This window comes from Calditrichia bacterium, from assembly GCA_020634975.1.
In the GTDB taxonomy this organism is placed as follows: domain Bacteria; phylum Calditrichota; class Calditrichia; order RBG-13-44-9; family J075; genus JACKAQ01.
Genome location: JACKAQ010000001.1, coordinates 904,574 through 923,008 on the forward strand (window position 1 = coordinate 904,574; position 18,435 = coordinate 923,008).

Below are 18,435 nucleotides of genomic sequence, written 5' to 3' on the forward strand. Positions count from 1 at the left end.
AATATTAAAAAAAATTTAATGTTGAAATATTTTTTTATTTGCGATTTTTGGCAATAATGTCAACAGCAGCCTGAGGAAGTTGCTCACTTAAACCACGCTTGTTAACTTCATTAATTAAAATACTTATCCGGCTATCGAGCGTATGCTTTTTATTGAGAAAAATCATTTCCCGATCACCATCTACCACACACATTCCGCCACGAAAATCGCCTTTTTCCACCCGGACTTCCACATTCGCGGCACCCATCACATCGCTCAACATTTTGAACAATTCCAGCTCTTCCGGTGTGCCTTCCGGTGGCGCAGCTTTTCGTTTGCGGATTTTTACAGCCATTGCTTTAATCCTTTTTTCTTCAGTTCATCAACGATGTGTTTAACATCCTGCGCAGCAGATTTGTGACACACCAGCAACGCATCACCGGTATCGACAACCAAAAGGTCTTCAACACCAACCAGCGCAACTATTTTGTCCGGGGAATATGCCAGGCAACCTTGCGACCCAACATTCACCAGTTCCCGATATCTTCCGGCATTACTATGTTTATCTTTCGCGGAAATATCGTAGACGGTTTCCCAACTGCCCACATCATTCCAGCCCATATTTGCGGGAATGACATACACCCGTTCGGAACGCTGCATAATACCAACATCGATGGACACATTTTGCATGCGTTCGTAGGCATTTTTCAGAACATCGTGATAATTCGGGCTGCCGATGCTGTCTGCAATTTCCATCAACAGGTCATGCATTTCCGGCATCAGTTTTTCAAATTCTTGTAAAATGGCGGTCGCTTTCCACACAAACATACCGCTATTCCAGAAGAAATCACCGCTTTCCAAAAAGCGTGTGGCAGTATCCAGATTCGGCTTTTCCGCAAATGTGCGCACTTTCAGCACTTTATGCTCACCCGCGTCCATTGCCACTTTTCCACCTTGAATGTAACCGTAACCCGTGGCAGGCTCGTACGGCGTTATGCCCATGGTCACCAGTGCGTTGTGTTCGTCTGCAAAGTTTGCGGCGAGTTTCATTACGCTCTCGAATTCATCAACATTGCTGATCACATGATCTGCCGGTAAAACCATCATTATTCCGTTGGGATCCTGCGCGGCTACATGAACGGCTGCCAATCCGATACACGGCGCAGTGTTCCGTCCAAATGGTTCGATCAGAAAGCTTTTATCTTTCAATTGCGGAATTTGTTCATGGATTAATTGCTTCTGGATGCTGTTGGTCACCACCAGCACATTTTCGTCGATCGACAAATTTTTCAACCGGCGATGGGTCGCCTGAATCATGGTTTGCTCACCAACAATGTTCAACACTTGTTTTGGCGATGTCTCCCGGCTGCGCGGCCAAAATCGCGTACCGACACCGCCTGCCATTAAAACGGAATATATTGTCATTATTTGGATCCTCCCTGTTTGGCGGTCTGTCGACCGCAATGGATGTTTATCTTATTTATTTTCATTGATTTACAACTGCATTATTTTGAAAATACAACTCATTCAGTTCACCTTCAAAAACGGTTGCGACCGGTCCGGTTAAATAAATTTGTTGAAAATCGGGATCAAACGCGATCTGCAAAACGCCGCCAACCGCATTTACGCGAACCGGCGATTGCCATTGCCATTGCTGCGCGGCATAAATCGCGCAAGCTACCGCACCCGTTCCGCAGGCGAGCGTTTCATTTTCCACACCGCGTTCATATACCCGCACATTTAATTGATGTTCGGATTCCGGCACAACAAAATTAACATTCACTCCTTCCGGTTCAAATTTCGGATGATATCTAAAATATGCACCAAATTTGCGCACATCCAGCGCTGCCAAATTTTCGGCAGATTTTACCACCAGATGCGGCACGCCGGTATTCAACCAGCCCATTTCCGGAAAGCGATTATCGCACAGCGATTGCAAATTTTGCCGTTCCGCGGAAAAAGTCGGCGGATTCATTTTTAACCGAACTTGTTGATTTTCCAGAACTTCGGCTTCATAATTTTCGCCCCAGACAATAAATTTGCACTGCCGCCCCGTAACACCCAAAAGATGCGCCAACCAAACCGCGCAGCGGGCGCCGTTTCCGCACATTTCGCCGGGAAAGCCATCCGCGTTGTAATATTCCAGTTGAAAATCCGAGTCGGTATCTTCCGAAATAAGCATCAGCCCGTCCGCGCCAACGCCGAAATGGCGATCGCAAATGCGCCGGATCAGCGCAGCATTTTTTCCGTCAAATCGCGCATGCTTCCCGTCGGAACGATTATCAATAATCACAAAATCGTTGCCTGCACCGTGCAATTTATGAAACCGGATTGGTTGATTTTTCATCACTCAAACCTCAAATTGATGCCGTCGGTCGTCCAGCGTTTCCGCACTTTCACGGTGTCCGGATAGACCCGCAACGGCTCTGCAAATTCAAACGGCAGGCTTTGCCCCTGTTCATATAATCCATTTTGATTGATATCCCAATATGCTTTTAATTGATAAATCCCGTCCGGCAAGTTTGGCAACAAATAGGGTTTGTTGGCAGCTACAACATATCGGAATTCCTGCGATTTGTTCATTTCACGCACTTCGATGATCGCCTGACCGCTGCTATCGGGAACGGCAATTGTTCCCCCAATTTCCCCAAGGTCGGAGAAATCCCACGCGCTAAAACCGCTGACCAACAGCGAATCGCCAAATGGTTGTTGATACACACTGAAAATTTCCGGCACGTTCAATCGCAACACATAACTTTGCGCTGACCGGAACAGCGAATCGGGCGTAAAAACCGGGTTTCGTCGGGTTTTAAACCGCCATTTGCCCGAAACGGACTGGCTGTCTGCCGTTTCAAAAATTGTATTTTCGAGAAAAGAAAGCGTATCCAGCGGATGCGAAAATGCCACCTCAACAGTCGATTCGTACCGAATATTTCTGGTGCCATCCGCCGGCGAAATGTTCAGCAGTTTCGCAGTTACCGTGTCCTCTTTCGCTTTCGTGGAAAGCCGGAAATCGCCATTCGCTTCATTTTTAAAAGCATCGTTAAATTTATCGATAGTGCCCAAATACACCGTTTCGCGCTGTTCCGCTGTAAAAACGAGCACCCGGTTGGGTGATTCCGTATCCACTTCTGTGCTAAAAATAGTCAGCGAATCGCCGGAAAGACTGTCCACCAAACTGATAGCTGGCTGCTGTAACAGAGCCAAATCTTCACTGAACTGGATTTCGATGCGATGCAGATTGAGCGATCGGGCGCGGGCAATTTTTGGGGCGATCGTGTCTTCCCGAACCATCGTAAAATTTAAATTTTCGAAGCGAAGTTGAGTAGAGTCGAGCTGCACATCCTGGCTCGGGAAACCGATTTCATCCGTTTGCAGCGTATAAATCCGGTCGCGGTTACGGTCGGAAAGTGCAAAAACCCGGTATTTGCCACTGCGCAAATAGCCGATCCGGAAATCGCCATTTGTTGAAACTTGCGTGTAATAGCGCGCTTTTTCGTTAAAAAAAATGCTGTCTGAAAAATCATTATCAAACGGATACGCCAAAATGTAAATATCCTGCGCTTTTTCAGCCAGAACTTTTCCAGCGATTTCGCCCCGGTCGATGTGATTTCCGGTGGAAAAAGTTAACGAAATTGGCGATTCTAACTTATTGTTTCTATAATCTTTAACACCTGTCCCGATGTTCACGATATAGGTTTGATTGTCCTCAAGCGAATCACTCAGCAGAATACGTAATTTGCGACCACCGCTCACTTTTGTTTCGAATCCGTTGGGCAGTTCCGGCATCATCCAGATCTGGTCGCGCAACGACGCCGGGTCGATAGATTCGTCAAACTCCACTTCCAGAAATTCCAATTGATCGACACCAATCGAATCGATTGCCGGGAAAGTGCGCAGCACCTGCGGCGGCGTTTTATCTTCCGGGCCACCCGGCGGGCTTTGACGGATAGCGCAAAATTGAAAAACCAGCGCAATTGCCAGAAAAAGCGGTAGTCGAATCCATTTTTGATCAGAGAATTTTTGCATCATATCGGTCGAAATATAACGATTTCCCGGCGGGAATCCATCGAATTTTCCGAAGGTTTCCGGCATCCGCTAAAGTTGTTGTGTTTCGGAAAAAATGGATTCGAGGAACTGGCGCTGTTCATCCACACCCGTAACTTCGGGCAGCAGGCAAAATGGCGGATGAATGCGAAAAACAACCTTCGCACGGCGCGGAAGTGACGACCAGCGCGGCCAAAAATCGAACACATTTTCCAGTTGGATACAAAAAACCGGCATCTGCGATGCCATTATTGTTTTCACTAATCCATATTTAAAAGGTTGCAATTTTCCGTTCCAACAACGCTCGGCTTCGGGGAAGACACCCACTTTCACACCTTGCTGCAACATCGTTTTGATGTCGCGAATGACAGCCGAATCATGCTGATAACGGGTTGTTGGAATTCCCATAACCCATTGTAAAAACTTGCGTTGTGTTGTGTGTGTAAACGCAGAAGCTTTCGTGAGAAATGCAATCCGGTGATCCAAAAATGCCGTGACAATAAACGGATCCAACGCACTTTGGTGATTGACCAAAACAAATCCCGGCATATCTGGCTGCCAATTTTCAAGCCCTTCAAACCGGATGCGGATTAATGGGCGCAGCAACAAACGCAGCAGCGCGGCAATCAATTTTTTCACGATTTTTTCGGTGGCAGATTCTGGTGGCGGATTTCCCGGAGATATCTGCCAAATGCGCTTTCCCGGTGTTGGTGATGTCGTGCGGATGTGCGGCTGAAACTCACAAATGTCACCCAAATTCAAACGCGTATAATTTTGTTGCAACCATTTGCGCACTAAAATTTCGTATTTCAGGGCACTTTCGTTGTGAAAGTGAATATGAAAAAACGGTTCGCCACGCCGTTTGAATTCCAGATAATGGCTGTCTGTCGTTATCGCTGTGATTTTTGTGGCTGGAAAATACCACTGTTTTTCCGGCGAAATAAAACGCAGTGCGCCCTCCTCAAATATCAGGTGTCCTTCGGCAATATTTTCCGGCGCAAGAATTGTGCGGTTGAACCATCCGCGATATCCCCGGATTGCCACCGGTGTTTTCCCCTGTCGCAACGTCGCGACATCGCTCACGCGAAGGGCATCGGGAAACGCATCTGTTGAACGGAAGTGGGCAGACTGCTCAACGGAAAGATGTTTTAATAGGAACTGATAGTATTCGGCAATGCTAAACTGTTTTTTACCGCAGGTCACCGAATACGGTTGAATATCGATTTTCGCATCACAGTTTTTACAACGATTTTGAATAAATTGATCTTCGGCGAGGCAGTTCGGGCAAAGGAAAAAGAGCTGGTGGGACATGGATTTTCGCAACCTGTTGATAAAAAAATTGGATTTCCGGTAGCCGAAAATCCAATTTTAATTGAAAAATCTGATAATTTTGCCAAAAGTGTTGTTTAGCTGCTGCGTTTTTCTTTGATGCGTGCAGCTTTGCCCTGCAAGCTGCGCAGATAATACAGTTTCGCGCGACGTACACGCCCGATGCGCAACACTTCAATTTTTGCAATGCGGGGTGAATGCAAAGGAAATACGCGTTCAACACCAATGCCGTTAGAGATTTTGCGAACGGTGAACGTTTCGTTTACACCGCCGCCACGGCGTTTGATACATACACCCGAAAACACCTGAATACGCTCTTTATCGCCTTCAATAACGCGCACATGCACGTCCAAAGTATCGCCGGCTTTAAATTGCGGAATATCTGTTACCAACTGGTTTGCTGTCACCGTATTTAAAATGTCCATGGCTTCGCACTCCTTCTCAAATCGTTGTTAAAAAGTCGTTTGTTTATTTTATCAATATTTTTCTATTTGTGTAAAACGCAAATCATCCGTTACCGGAGCCTGCTTTTTGCAAATACTTTTTATAAAGATCCGGTCGCCGATCTTTGGTTCGCGTTAACCGTTGCGCTAATCGCCATTCCTCAATTTTTTGGTGATGGCCGGATAATAACACATCGGGAACCCGCATGTTTCGATATTCTTCCGGACGCGTATAATACGGGCTATCCAAAAGCCCATCCTGAAAAGAATCCGTTTTTGCAGAATCCAGATCGTTTAATACTCCGGGAATCATGCGAACGACGCCATCAATCATCAACAATGCCGGAATTTCACCGCCGGACAATACATAATCGCCGACAGAAATCTCATCGGTTACCCAACTATCCAGCACCCGCTGATCGACGCCTTTGTAGTGCCCGCAGATAAAAATCAGGCGATTTTCTTCTGCTAAATTTTCTGCAATAGATTGGCAGAACAGTTTTCCCTGAGGAGTTGGAAAAAGAATCCGGGCTTTTTTTTCACCTTCGTTCAAAATGTGTTCCAACGCCAGGAAAAGCGGTTCTGCTTTTAAGATCATCCCTGCGCCACCGCCGTATGGTGTATCATCCAACGTTCGGTGTTTGTCGGTTGCAAATTCTCGTAAATCCCACAACCGGATTTCCAATTCAATTCGTTTTTGAGCTTGTTTAAGGATACTCTCGTTTAATGGCGCTTCCAATATTTGGGGAAACGCTGTAATTACATCAATTCTCATTAATCGATCATTCCCTCAATCAACTCGACAACAACTTGATTTGAATCAACATCCACTTTTTTGACAAATTGAGCAACTGCCGGTATTAAAATTTCTTTATCACCTTGGCGGACCTCATACACATCGTTGCCACCACCTTGATAAACAGCGGTAATTTCACCGATTGTATTCCCATCCCCGTCAACAACATTCATACCGATCAGTTGATGCAAAAAATAAGTGTCATCAGCCAGATCAATCTGTAGATGCTCCGGAATCCAGATTTCGGATTTTGTTAGTGTTAATGCATCTTCACGGCTATCGATTCCACGCAGTTTAATAACCGTCGTTTTTGGCTGGATCTGCACATCATCCAAAATAAACCCGCGATACTCACTTTTATTTCTGATATAAATCGTTTTCAGATCCAATAAGCGCTCGGGCATATTCGAATAAATGAGCACTTTTACGTATCCATCCAACCGAAACGGCTGGAGTATTTTTCCGATAGCAATATGATCCATTATTTAACCGTTCAAAATCCGGACCTCAATCTATTAAAAAATGATTGAGGTTACTTATTCCAGAATTTCCAAAACTGCACGCTTTCCCATTTTGGCAGCAGCAGCGCTCAACAGTGTTCGAATAGCTTTCGCAGTTTGACCGCGTTTCCCGATGACTTTGCCTAAATCGCCATCACCGACACGTAATTCGTAAACCGTAACACGCTCACCCTCCACTTCTGCAACATGCACTTCTTCCGGCTTATCCACTAGATGCTTCGCAATAAACTCTACAAAGTCTTTCATCGCACAGACCTCCTTTTGAGTAGTTGGCTTTGGTATTATAACAGCGCGGAATAACCGTTCCAGACATTATTTGTCTTATTTCCCTTGAAATCATCTGCCCCATCGCAAAGCCACCCCTCTACACAATCGGAAGCAATTTTAAGCATCAGCATTTTCTTCGGCGGAATCAACAGCATCAGCAGCTGCAGATTCGGCAGGTGCCTCAGGTTCGGCAACTTTTGCCTCAGCTTCGGCTTTCTCTTTTTCCTGACGTGCCAATTTCTGCTGGTCTGCTAATTTTTTGGATTCCAACCGTTTTTTGCGAGCTTCCTGCATGGCTTCCCATTGTGCAATCTCTTCTACGGCTTTTTCTTCAGCAACACCGCGTTTTTTCAAATCAAAACGCAAATTGATACCGGTTTTGCGAAACAGGCTATTTACAGTCTCTGTAGGAATTGCTCCCTGGCTTAACCAATAAAGAGCACGGTCCTGCTTGACTTCAATTGTCGCCGGTTCACTGATAGGATTATAAACCCCGATCTCTTCAATAAAACGACCATCACGCGGGGAACGCGAATCAGCTGCAATAATTCGGTAGTAGGGCTTCTTTTTACGCCCCATCCGACGCAATCTCAACTTAACTGCCAAGATTAACTCCTCCGGGTTTGAAATTTTTTAACCATTATATTGAAATTTAGTTCATGCTTTTTTTGAAATCTAACGGACCTAAAAGGGCAATCCCGGCATCATACCTTTGGGAAATTTCATTTTGTTCATCCGCTTCATCATTTTTTTCATTTGATCAAACTGCTTTAGCAATTGATTGACATCCTGAACCCTTGTGCCACTGCCATTTGCGATGCGCTTCCGTCGGCTGCCGTTAATCACTTGCGGCTTATGCCTTTCTTCGCGCGTCATTGAATTGATAATAGCCTCAATTTTTGAGAACGCATTATCGTCAACCTTTACATCTTTCAGTTGTTTGCTGACACCGGGAATCATTCCCAGCAACTGCTCCAGCGGACCCATTTTTTTTATCTGCTGTAACTGGTTGAAAAAATCTTCGAGATTAAACTCGTTTTTTCGCAGCTTTTTTTCAAGCTCCGCAGCAGATTCTTCGTCGATAGCTTCCTGTGCTTTTTCGACAAGCGAAACAACATCTCCCATTCCTAAAATTCTTGAAGCCAGGCGATCAGGGTGAAAAGGTTCAATTGCATCCAACTTTTCTCCGGTGCTCATAAATTTTATCGGGCGATCTGTCACTGAACGAATAGATAATGCTGCACCACCGCGGGCATCGCCATCCATTTTTGTGAGCACGACACCGTCAAAATCCAACCGGTCCATAAACTGCTTTGCGGCGTTCACGGCATCTTGTCCGGTCATTCCATCCGCAACAAACAGAATTTCGTTTGGCTTTACATCTCGTTTTACTTCATCCAGTTCGCGCATCATATCTTCATCGATATGCAATCGTCCTGCAGTATCCAAAATCAGGACATCGCAGGATTTTTCACGCGCAACCTTTACGGCTTCACGGCAAATTTGCACGGCATCGTTCGATTCCGTGCTGTAAACCGGCAAATTTAACTGTTTACCGATTATCTCAAGCTGTTTTTTTGCGGCAGGACGATAAACATCTGCCGCAACCAGCATCGGGCGACGCCCTTTTTTGCGTAAAAAACCGCCCAATTTGCCGGTAAATGTAGTTTTACCGGAGCCTTGCAAGCCACATATCATTACAATTGTGGGCGGAATTCCGGCAACTTTAATGTCTGTTTTGGATTCGCCCATTAATGAAACAAGTTCATCATGGACGATTTTTACAATCTGCTGCCCCGGTGTAACGCTTCGCAACACGGCTTCGCCGACGGCCTTTTCCTGCACCTTTTTTACGAAATCTTTTACAACACGGTAATTTACATCGGCTTCCAATAGCGCCCGGCGGATTTCCTTCATGGATTCGGCAATGTTTTTATCCGTTAACTTGCCCTGTCCGCGGACTTTTTTTAGTACACCTTCTAATTTAGCCGATAATTCTTCCAGCATATCTTAATTCTGTATTTAAACAGTCCTTTTATCCTTGCTTCTGACTTACACAAAAGTGCTTAATGTATTGCGCCAAAAGCGATATTGCAACACTTTTTTCTAATTCTGAACGCGTTAAATGGTTTGTTACTTTTCGAAACGTTGGCTACTGTTTTCTAACGGTGAGTTTGGTTAGTGAACCTGCCTTTTTAATGACCAAATTCTTTTTCTGAAAGAACAAGATCTTGCTAAAATTAGGATATTTTACCAGATATTACAAACTTTTTGAGAAAAAAGATGGTAAAACGTATCAAACATGTCCAAAATAAAGCTTTTCATCTGCTGTTAAACAGAGTATTTTGGCGTGTTGATTCGATTAAAAAAATTTTACAGCATAGGATAAGTTGACCGATGTTAACACCGAAAGCCACTGACGCACGGCAATATTTATTACCCGAAGTCGTTTCCCGGTTGAAAAACCTCGATTTGATCGCCCGTTTTATCGTAGAAGGTTTTTTGGTTGGGTTGCATAAAAGTCCGTTTCACGGGTTTAGCGTGGAATTTTCAGAGCATCGCCAATATATGCCGGGTGATAATATTCGTGACATCGATTGGAAAGTGTACGGGCGAACAGACCGCTATTATATCAAACAGTATGAAGAAGAAACCAATCTTAAAGCAAATATTTTGGTTGATATTTCGGGTTCGATGGGTTACAGCAGCCACGGAATTACCAAGCTTGAGTATGCTGTTTATCTGGCGGCTGCGCTATCCTATTTGCTATTGAAACAGCGGGATGCCGTTGGTCTGGCGCTGTTTTCGGATAAAATTCATCGGTACCTGCCGCCAAAATCGACATCATCGTATATTAAATTTTTATTGAGTGAACTGAGTAAAGCAGAGCCGCAGCAGAACAAAACGGTTGTCAGCCAAACGTTACATACGATGGCGGAAAAAATTCGCCGACCGGGTTTGGTAATTTTACTGACCGAATTTTTATATGAAGATGCAGACAAAATTCTGGAAGGATTGCGCCATTTCAGGTATTACCAGCACGATGTGATCGTGTTCAATATTCTCGATCCCAACGACCGCTTTTTCAATTTTTCGGATGAAGCAACTTTTGTAGATATGGAAACCAACGAAGAGCTGAAAACCCAGCCGTTTTTGATTCGCGAAAACTATCGGCAGATGGTTGATTCGTTTTACGAAACGCTGAAAAGCGAGTGCCATAACATGCAGGTCGATTTTCAAAATGTGCTGACGACAGATCAATTTGATCAACCGTTGATGCGCTATTTGCTGAAAAGAAAACGACTTTATTGATGCTTCGCTAAACTGCGCGATCCCCATTCATAAACCAGATTCATCAACGCTCCCATTCGCACCGGTTTTGCCAGATAATCATCCATCCCGACAGACAGACAGCGTTCCCGGTCGCCTTTCATGGCATTGGCAGTTAGCGCGATAATCGGAATATGCCCGCCGTTTTCTTTTTCGTTTTTGCGAATCAGCGTTGTTGCCTCAAAGCCATCCATTTCCGGCATTAGAACATCCATCAAAATCAAATCATAAGTATTGCTTTGCCACAACTTCAGTGCCTCACGACCGTTATGGGCAATCTCTACCACATGTCCTTTTTTCTGCAACAGCCGGCAGGTCAGGCGTTGGTTGATCACATTATCTTCCGCAAGCAAAATGCGGAACTGCAGCGCAGGTTGTTCAACAGATACCAGCGATTCGCTATGCGTTTGTTCGGATCGCGCCCGCGCTTCGCGAAGACTGTGGCGAGTTACCAACGGAATCGCGATTTGCCGGCGATGTGCCTCTACCAAAGTGGCAATTGCATCCCGCAATTCCGGATGACGAATCGGTTTGGTCAGATATCCCGAAATTCCCAACTGACGACAACGTCGTGCATCGCCACGTTTACCGGATGCGGTGAGCATCATGATAATCGAATTGGCTGACTCCTGCTGATTTTTAATGGTTTCGGCAAGTTCGAAACCGTCAAAATCCGGCAGGCTGCGATCCAGCAAAATAATATGAAAGGGTTGTTTATCGGCAGCGGATTTCAGCAACCGCTCGATGGCGGTTTGGGCAGTTGCCGCAGTTTCGACCGTTACGCCCCAATCAGAAACCACCTCGTTCAAAAAAGCAAGGTTTGTCTGGTTATCATCAATAATTAAAATTCGAACATTTGCGAAAGCGGTGTTATCAAAATGCGGTACCGGTTTCAGGGCGTTTTCAATCAATTCAAATTCAGCGGTGAAATGAAATGTGCTGCCCACATCGCCGGGTTTTAGCGAATCCTCGTTTTCGTTGTATCCATTTCGGGGGCTTTCCACATAAATTTTGCCGTTCATCAAATCCACCAATCGGGTGGTGATTGCCAAACCGAGCCCGGTTCCCTCGTTCTTTTTCGTAACTTCATTATCCAATTGAGAAAATACATCAAAAATTTTGCGCTGCGATTCTTCAGGAACACCAACGCCGGTATCAGTTACGGCAAAATGGAGCATTATTTTCTGTTCCTGTTCCATCACTTTGGTAATTTCCAAAGATACTTCGCCCTCAGAAGTGAATTTGATAGCATTGGACAACAGGTTGACAATTATTTGCCGCAGCCGATTAACATCGCCGTTGAGATCATCCGGAATGCCGTTTTCGACCATGTATGTCAATTCCAACCCTTTGTGATGAGCGCGTAACGCAAGCGATTCCACGATATCAACAATGCTGTCCCGCAGCACGAACGGACGCGGATACAAATCCATTTTCCCGGCTTCGATTTTGGAGAAATCGAGGATATCGTTAATGATCAGCAGCAGCGTATCCGCCGAGGATTTGATCATTTCCATATATTCCCGCTGCTCGCCGGTTAAATCCGTATCGAGAACCAGATCCGTTAAGCCAATGATGCCGTTCATCGGTGTTCGGATTTCGTGACTCATATTTGCTAAAAATTCAGATTTTACCCGAATGGCATTTTCCAGCTTTTCGACAATAAGCTGTTGAATTTCCGTAGCGTTTACGGTAAGCTGCAGCGCTTCTTCGCGCTCCTGCATTTTCGCCTGAATTTTTTGGATGAGTTCGTTGAAAGTTTCAATCAGCATGCCTACTTCATCTCGTGTAGTGTGGTCAACAAGGCGGTTTGTGATCATTGTATCGGATCCTTTGTTTGCATAAAAAGCATCATTTTTCGGGTTCGGTGCATGTGTAAAATGGGCATGTAAACACCCGAAATTCAATCATTAAATCAGTTGCCAACAGTAATTTGTTGATCAACAATTTGAGTTTTCTGATATAGTGATGCCGGCTGAATTGCCTGCCAGCTAATGAATACCTAAGATCTGTTCGATGCTTCAGCCTAAAATCATCGGACAGTAAACAATGAACTAAAGTATTTTGAGAGAATTTTTTGATCGTTATTCGTGTCAGGGATGCCCTGCGAAATTCGCAATCGGTTTACAGTTTCGGAAGTGAGGATTGAAAAAACCAACACAACGGACATCGTTTTGGGGAAAATAAAAACGGGATGTAAAAAATTGCTATGCAACTTTTCGCATCCCGCATTTTTAATTTTAGCGTTTAATTTAACCGGGCAACTTTAGATCATCGATAATTTAATTGCCCGTAACGGCTTAACGAGAAAACAATACGATTTCCTCATTTTCCGCATCACCGGATTTGAACTCGAAGCGGATGTTGTTTTGCTTCGCCCAATCGTTCAGATTTTTGCGAGGCTCTTTACTTTCGAAACACATTTGCTTCAGGGTGATCCAGTTAAATTCCACATCGTTGCCTTTTTCTACCAGTGCAACGATTTTTACCAGCATTTTCATGACTTCACCATAATTATTGTTGTTGGGATATTATGATACAATGGATAGGCTTTCAAAGCTGTTCGGCGATAAAATCTGATTTCTGACGTGATCATTTTTTCTACCAAAATGATTAATTACAGCTTCATTCACCTGAAATATATTACCCCCAACAATGGGAAGCCAGTTACAATTCTATTGCAAAACGATTTCAAATCAGCTCGCAAATGCCATCGATATCGACATGATTTGCGACCAATTCCTGGCTAATTTTAATTTTTTCAGTCTCTTCCGCTCGCAGTTTGAAAATGGAGTTGTTGATTTTTGTGGCGACGGAAAATGAATCTTCTTCAACCAGCATCACCGGGATGCCGCTCCGGCGGATCAGGTCAACAATTTTTTGAGGCGGACGAATGCCGTCGGTGAACACCATTCCGGCAACATTGCGATTGCTGCGATCGTCCAGCAGGCTTTCGTACAACGCCGTAACAATGATCCCATCGCGATTACCGGGCACGATCAGCAAAGTGTTGTTGACAAATTTATCGATCGCTTCGTGCGGTTGCATATCGCCGATAATAAATCGTCCGATGGTGTTGGATAACTGGATCTGATCCCCGGAAAGCAATTCCGCGTCCAGATCCTCCACCAGTTCCGCAACGGATGGCAAACTCAGGTTTTGTACCATCGGCACAACGCCAAACAACCGTATTCCGTGACGTTTAAGCCCGAGACCGACAATTTCCTTAATTTTATCATAATTTTCCGAAGCAACTTTATTGATAATTACACCCAATAATTCCACACCTTTGCTTTCGAAAACAGCTTTGTTGAGCATAATTTCATCAATCGGGCGACCGACGCCACCCAACGAAACGATGACCACTTTTGAGCCAAGCAGCTTTGCTGTATCGGCATTAGACATGTCAAAAACGGAGCCAACACCAGCATGCCCGGTGCCCTCAATCAGCAAAAAATCTTTCCCCTGGCTCAACCGTTCGTACGATGCCTTCACCCGATCCACTAATCGGCTACGGTCGCCGTTGCGAATATAGCTGCTCGTGAATCCGCGTGGCACCGCAATCGGGCTCATGTCGGAAAGTTTATCGCTTAAATCGTAGGTAAAATGCATCAGCACGGCATCTTTGTCGATCTTCTCATTGTCAACAATTTTGTATTGCTGGCCAACCGGCTTCATGTATGCAACCTTGGAAAATCGCTTCCGGAATTCGCTGAACATACCGAGTGAAACCATCGTTTTTCCGTCATTTTGGCGCGTCGCAGCAACAAAAATGTTCTTCATTGATCGTCCTTTCTGAAAGTTGGATGGCCCAAATCCGGGCCCGATGGAGGTTGATCCGGCAATAAACGGTAAAGCCCGTAAAATATTTTTACAGGACCGCAAACCTCTGTTTAATGAACCTTAAAAAATACGAATGTCTGTTTGGAGATGCAATAATCGAATTGATTGATCCGGGCATTTGCGCCGGCTGAAACCGGTGACGTAAGGACTAATCAGGAATGGCGGCTGATTCGCAGATTCAACCATTGCACCAGATTGGCAATCACCGCGTCTTTTTCCGGCTCGTTCATGGTTTCGTGATACAGCCCGTCGTATAATTTGAGCGATTTGTCCGGTGAACTGGCGAGATCGTGCACCAATTTGCTGCCTTTCGGATCGGTGATCCGGTCGCCTGTGCCGTGAAAAATGAACAGCGGCAGTTGCAATTTGTGGGCATTTTCGCGGATGCGATGGGTCGCTTTCACAATCTCCGCACCCGTGCGGGCGATCGTGCCGCCGTGGTAAATTTGCGGATCGCTGTCGTATTCGCGAACGACTGCAGGATCGAGGCTGATAAATTTGCTGTCGATTTTCAGTGTTGGCAGCTTTGGCAAAATTGCGGCAATCACGCCGGAAAGCCGTTGCAACAGCGGCGAAAAATCATCGTGAATTTTGAGCGCTGCGCTGCTCAGAATCAGTCCGGAAAATTGATTCTGATGATCCAGCGCATGCAGCAACGCGATGGCTCCGCCCATGCTGTGACCCAATAAAAACAACGGTTTATCACCGTTTTCTGCAGCAACGCGATCGACAAAAATTGCCAAATCGCGCAAATAATCATCGAATCGATTGACAAACGCGCGTTTGCCCGCGGACTGTCCGTGACCACGTAAATCGAACGTGGCAGTGGCGATGTTCGATTCCGCCAGCGCTGCGGCAACGTGTTCGTATCGGCTGCTGTATTCTGCAAGTCCGTGCACGATAATCAGCGTTGCCCGCGAATTTTCCGGCTGCCAGTGCTGCTCGAACAGGCTGCTGCCATCGAATCCCGTAAAATGTCCGGTGTGGTGTTTCATGATTTTTCCCGATGTTTGTCACAGAGAAAATGCGGAACGGTCGCGCCGTTCCCGGAGCTGTTGCATTTTTTAAAATTATCTGCCGGAATTAACGTATTTTTCGTGAAAAACAAAAACCCCGCAATGGAAAATTGCGGGGTTTTTTGATAAAAATAATTGCGATTAGTTATGCCAACAACTTCCGCAGAAATTCGTAAATTTCCGGCAATTTTTCCGCGTCTTTTGCACCGGCAGTTGCCAAATGCGGACGACCACCGCCGCCACCGCCAGCTATTTTTGCAGCATCGCGCACGATGTTCCCGGCGTTGAATTTTTTACCGGAAATCAGGTCGTCGGTGACCGCGCAAATCAGGTTGATTTTGCCGTCATCAAGTTTATTCACAAAAAACCCGATCGCGGATTTGGTTTTCTGGCGCATCTGGTCACCGAGCTGTTTGAGCAAATCCACATCCTGATTTTCAAATTCGTGGATCACCAGCAACACATCGCCAATTTTTTCACCCTTTTCGATGATTGCATCGGCGTGTTGCAACACTTGCTGCGATTGAATTTGCTGCAACTGCTTTTCCAAATCGCGGATTTGATCCTGCATATTTCGCACACGATCGGCCATTTCGCCGGGACGCGTGTTCAAAATGGCGTCGAGTTCGTTCACCAAATCGCGTTGCTGCTGGATAAACGCCACCGCTTTCGGTCCGGTGAGCGCCTCAATTCGTCGCACGCCGCTGGCAACACTGCTTTCCTGCGTGACCACAAATGGGCCGATTTCGCCGGTGCGCTTCACGTGGCAGCCGCCGCACAGCTCAACGCTCACGGGATCGCTGTCGCTTTCAGCGATGGAAACCACCCGAACAACGTCGCCGTATTTCTCGCCGAACAGCGCCATCGCACCTTTGGCTTTGGCATCGTCGAAGGCTTCGTAAGCGTAGCTAACGCTAATATCTTCCTGCACTTGCGCGTTGATAATTTTCTCGATTTCTCGCAACTGGTCGTGCTCCACTTTTTTGAAATGGGTGAAATCGAAGCGCAAATAATCCGGCGCCACCAGCGATCCGGCCTGCCGGACATGATCGCCCAAAATATCGCGCAACGCAGCGTGCAGCAGGTGGGTTGCGGTGTGATTGTAGGTCGTCGGTTTGCGGGCAGCCATATCCACTGCCGCCCGAACGTTTGCGGATGAAATGGTCACATCGCCACTTGTTTTGCAGATGCAAACACTTTCGCCACCTTGTTTTTGGGTATCGACGACGGTGAGCGAAAAGCCATCGCCGGAAATGGTTCCTGTGTCGCCGACCTGCCCGCCGGATTCCGCGTAAAACGGAGTTTCCGTTAGCACGATGTGAATTTCGCTGTTATGGCGACTGTATTTGTGGATTTTGGTGTCAATTGCCACATTTTCGTATCCGACAAACGTCGTTTTTTCAGCAGGTGTGAGCACCGTCCAGTCGCCGGCGTCATCCGTCGCCATCGTAAATTTGCCGGCTTTGCGGGCGCGCTCGCGCTGTTTTTCCATTTCGGAATTGAAGCCGGTTTCGTCCACAGTCATGCCCAATTCTTCGGCCATCACGCGAGTCAAATCCACCGGGAAACCGAAGGTATCGTATAATTTGAAAGCTTCCGCACCGGGAATTGTTTTCTGATTTTTCGATTTCAAATCCTGCACCAGCGAGTTGAACAAATCGATGCCGCGATCCAGCGTTTTGTTGAAGCTCTCTTCTTCGGATTTGATCACATCCATCACATACGCCTGTTTTTCGGTGATTTCCGGGAACGCCTCGCCATACAATTTGACGACTGCGGGAACGATTTGGTGAATCAGCAAATCATGCGTGCCCAGTTTGCGGCTGTATCGTGCAGCGCGACGCAGAATCCGGCGCAGCACGTAACCGCGCCCTTCGTTGGAGGGAATCGCACCATCGGTGATGGAAAAAGTGAGCATCCGAACGTGATCCGCCATCACCCGGAAAGCGATTTGCTGCTCCTCGCTGGCTTTGGCGTAATCGAGATTCACCAGCTCGCCGATGTGCTTCAGCAGCGGTTGAAAAACATCCGTATCATAATTAGAATCAACACCTTGCAGCACCCGCACAACCCGCTCGAAACCCATACCGGTATCCACGTGTTTCGCGGGCAATTGCTCCAGTTTGCCATCATTTTTGCGATTGAACTGGATAAAAACGAGGTTCCAGATTTCGATTACTTCCGGCACGCCGGCGTTCACCAGCTTGCCGCCGGAGCCGTCCGGCGTTAAATCGATGTGGATTTCCGAACACGGTCCGCAGGGTCCGGTGTCGCCCATTTCCCAAAAATTATCCTTTTTGCCGCAACGCAGCACGTGGGTAGGATCGATATCGGTAACGGTTTTCCAGAGTTGTTCGGCTTCGGTATCTGCGTCCAGCCCATCATCCGCATCGCCGCCGAAAACGGTGGCGTACAGCCGATCTTTGGGAATTCCCCACACGCCGGTGAGCAGTTCCCACGCCCAGCGAATCGCGTCTTCCTTAAAATAATCGCCGAACGACCAGTTGCCGAGCATTTCAAAATAGGTGTGGTGGTAGCTGTCGTGCCCCACTTCTTCCAGATCGTTGTGTTTGCCGCTGACGCGGATGCATTTTTGGGAATTTGCCGCGCGTTTGTACGGGCGCGTGCCGGTTTCCAAAAACACATCTTTGAACTGGTTCATCCCGGCGTTGGTGAACAGCAACGTGGGGTCATCCTGCGGCACCACCGGCGAACTGGGGACAAATGTGTGTCCGTGTTTCTCAAAAAAAGATATAAAATCCTGGCGAATTTCTGTGGATGTTTTCATGCTCCCTCAAACGATTTATGTATTAACAATCCCAAATATCCCATAATTAACGTCAAATAAACTGAAAATTTAGAAA

Annotated in this window: 17 protein-coding genes; 1 reads left to right on the forward strand and 16 read right to left on the reverse strand. The window is 46.3% G+C overall.

What is annotated here, in order from left to right:
• Positions 1 to 34: 34 nt before the first annotated feature.
• The 11 genes from H6629_03505 to ffh all read right to left on the reverse strand — a co-directional run bounded on the left by H6629_03505 (position 35) and on the right by ffh (position 9,389).
• Complete coding sequence (locus H6629_03505) at positions 35 to 334, reverse strand: hypothetical protein (protein MCB9066867.1); 300 nt, start codon at positions 332 to 334, stop codon at positions 35 to 37.
• On the reverse strand, positions 325 to 1,404 hold the full coding sequence (locus tag H6629_03510; protein ID MCB9066868.1) for a mannose-1-phosphate guanylyltransferase: 1,080 nt from the start codon (positions 1,402 to 1,404) through the stop codon (positions 325 to 327). The genes H6629_03505 and H6629_03510 overlap by 10 nt, the downstream gene beginning before the upstream one ends.
• Before the next feature lie 61 nt (positions 1,405 to 1,465).
• Positions 1,466 to 2,326 (reverse strand): diaminopimelate epimerase, encoded by an 861-nt coding sequence (locus H6629_03515; GenBank protein MCB9066869.1) that lies wholly within the window; start codon positions 2,324 to 2,326, stop codon positions 1,466 to 1,468.
• Positions 2,326 to 4,074 (reverse strand): Ig-like domain-containing protein, encoded by a 1,749-nt coding sequence (locus H6629_03520; GenBank protein ID MCB9066870.1) that lies wholly within the window; start codon positions 4,072 to 4,074, stop codon positions 2,326 to 2,328. Before H6629_03520 ends, H6629_03515 begins: the two co-directional genes overlap by 1 nt.
• Positions 4,075 to 4,077: 3 nt before the next feature.
• Positions 4,078 to 5,337, reverse strand: coding sequence for a 1-acyl-sn-glycerol-3-phosphate acyltransferase (locus H6629_03525; protein MCB9066871.1), 1,260 nt, complete (start codon positions 5,335 to 5,337; stop codon positions 4,078 to 4,080).
• 95 nt (positions 5,338 to 5,432) lie between these two features.
• Positions 5,433 to 5,780 (reverse strand): 50S ribosomal protein L19, encoded by a 348-nt coding sequence (gene rplS, locus H6629_03530; protein ID MCB9066872.1) that lies wholly within the window; start codon positions 5,778 to 5,780, stop codon positions 5,433 to 5,435.
• An 82-nt stretch (positions 5,781 to 5,862) separates the two neighbouring features.
• Positions 5,863 to 6,573 carry a tRNA (guanosine(37)-N1)-methyltransferase TrmD gene (gene trmD, locus H6629_03535; GenBank protein MCB9066873.1) on the reverse strand — a complete coding sequence of 237 codons (711 nt, stop codon included), beginning with the start codon at positions 6,571 to 6,573 and terminating at the stop codon, positions 5,863 to 5,865.
• The gene (rimM, locus tag H6629_03540) at positions 6,573 to 7,076 is read right to left on the reverse strand and encodes a 16S rRNA processing protein RimM (GenBank protein ID MCB9066874.1); all 504 of its coding nucleotides are present in this window, start codon (positions 7,074 to 7,076) and stop codon (positions 6,573 to 6,575) included. Before rimM ends, trmD begins: the two co-directional genes overlap by 1 nt.
• Before the next feature lie 54 nt (positions 7,077 to 7,130).
• Positions 7,131 to 7,361: a KH domain-containing protein gene (locus tag H6629_03545; protein MCB9066875.1), complete on the reverse strand. Its 231-nt coding sequence runs from the start codon at positions 7,359 to 7,361 to the stop codon at positions 7,131 to 7,133.
• 138 nt (positions 7,362 to 7,499) lie between these two features.
• The gene (gene rpsP, locus H6629_03550; GenBank protein MCB9066876.1) at positions 7,500 to 7,988 is read right to left on the reverse strand and encodes a 30S ribosomal protein S16; all 489 of its coding nucleotides are present in this window, start codon (positions 7,986 to 7,988) and stop codon (positions 7,500 to 7,502) included.
• A 78-nt stretch (positions 7,989 to 8,066) separates the two neighbouring features.
• Complete coding sequence (gene ffh, locus H6629_03555; GenBank protein MCB9066877.1) at positions 8,067 to 9,389, reverse strand: signal recognition particle protein; 1,323 nt, start codon at positions 9,387 to 9,389, stop codon at positions 8,067 to 8,069.
• 390 nt (positions 9,390 to 9,779) lie between these two features.
• Between ffh and H6629_03560 the strand changes: the two genes are divergently transcribed.
• Complete coding sequence (locus H6629_03560; GenBank protein MCB9066878.1) at positions 9,780 to 10,694, forward strand: DUF58 domain-containing protein; 915 nt, start codon at positions 9,780 to 9,782, stop codon at positions 10,692 to 10,694.
• Here H6629_03560 and H6629_03565 read toward each other — a convergent pair.
• The 5 genes from H6629_03565 to alaS form a co-directional block, all read right to left on the reverse strand.
• Entirely contained in the window at positions 10,688 to 12,436 is a 1,749-nt protein-coding gene (locus H6629_03565; protein MCB9066879.1) for a response regulator, read from the reverse strand. The two genes, H6629_03560 and H6629_03565, sit on opposite strands and share 7 nt — an antisense overlap.
• A gap of 576 nt (positions 12,437 to 13,012) precedes the next feature.
• The gene (locus H6629_03570; GenBank protein MCB9066880.1) at positions 13,013 to 13,213 is read right to left on the reverse strand and encodes a hypothetical protein; all 201 of its coding nucleotides are present in this window, start codon (positions 13,211 to 13,213) and stop codon (positions 13,013 to 13,015) included.
• A 190-nt stretch (positions 13,214 to 13,403) separates the two neighbouring features.
• Positions 13,404 to 14,495, reverse strand: a complete 1,092-nt coding sequence (locus H6629_03575; GenBank protein MCB9066881.1) for an AAA family ATPase — start codon at positions 14,493 to 14,495, stop codon at positions 13,404 to 13,406.
• A 212-nt stretch (positions 14,496 to 14,707) separates the two neighbouring features.
• A complete protein-coding gene (locus H6629_03580; GenBank protein ID MCB9066882.1) occupies positions 14,708 to 15,550 on the reverse strand; it encodes a lysophospholipase in 843 nt (280 codons plus the stop codon).
• Positions 15,551 to 15,716: 166 nt separating this feature from the next.
• A complete protein-coding gene (alaS, locus tag H6629_03585) occupies positions 15,717 to 18,359 on the reverse strand; it encodes an alanine--tRNA ligase (GenBank protein MCB9066883.1) in 2,643 nt (880 codons plus the stop codon).
• Positions 18,360 to 18,435: the final 76 nt, after the last annotated feature.

Coding starts and splice junctions, on each gene's coding strand:
- H6629_03505 (MCB9066867.1), bottom strand. CDS start 334: ATGGCTGTAAAAATCCGCAAACGAAAAGCTGCGCCACCGGAAGGCACA.
- H6629_03510 (MCB9066868.1), bottom strand. CDS start 1,404: ATGACAATATATTCCGTTTTAATGGCAGGCGGTGTCGGTACGCGATTT.
- H6629_03515 (MCB9066869.1), bottom strand. CDS start 2,326: ATGAAAAATCAACCAATCCGGTTTCATAAATTGCACGGTGCAGGCAAC.
- H6629_03520 (MCB9066870.1), bottom strand. CDS start 4,074: ATGCCGGAAACCTTCGGAAAATTCGATGGATTCCCGCCGGGAAATCGT.
- H6629_03525 (MCB9066871.1), bottom strand. CDS start 5,337: ATGTCCCACCAGCTCTTTTTCCTTTGCCCGAACTGCCTCGCCGAAGAT.
- rplS (MCB9066872.1), bottom strand. CDS start 5,780: ATGGACATTTTAAATACGGTGACAGCAAACCAGTTGGTAACAGATATT.
- trmD (MCB9066873.1), bottom strand. CDS start 6,573: ATGAGAATTGATGTAATTACAGCGTTTCCCCAAATATTGGAAGCGCCA.
- rimM (MCB9066874.1), bottom strand. CDS start 7,076: ATGGATCATATTGCTATCGGAAAAATACTCCAGCCGTTTCGGTTGGAT.
- H6629_03545 (MCB9066875.1), bottom strand. CDS start 7,361: ATGAAAGACTTTGTAGAGTTTATTGCGAAGCATCTAGTGGATAAGCCG.
- ffh (MCB9066877.1), bottom strand. CDS start 9,389: ATGCTGGAAGAATTATCGGCTAAATTAGAAGGTGTACTAAAAAAAGTC.
- H6629_03560 (MCB9066878.1), top strand. CDS start 9,780: ATGTTAACACCGAAAGCCACTGACGCACGGCAATATTTATTACCCGAA.
- H6629_03565 (MCB9066879.1), bottom strand. CDS start 12,436: ATGCAGGAGCGCGAAGAAGCGCTGCAGCTTACCGTAAACGCTACGGAA.
- H6629_03570 (MCB9066880.1), bottom strand. CDS start 13,213: ATGAAAATGCTGGTAAAAATCGTTGCACTGGTAGAAAAAGGCAACGAT.
- H6629_03575 (MCB9066881.1), bottom strand. CDS start 14,495: ATGAAGAACATTTTTGTTGCTGCGACGCGCCAAAATGACGGAAAAACG.
- H6629_03580 (MCB9066882.1), bottom strand. CDS start 15,550: ATGAAACACCACACCGGACATTTTACGGGATTCGATGGCAGCAGCCTG.
- alaS (MCB9066883.1), bottom strand. CDS start 18,359: ATGAAAACATCCACAGAAATTCGCCAGGATTTTATATCTTTTTTTGAG.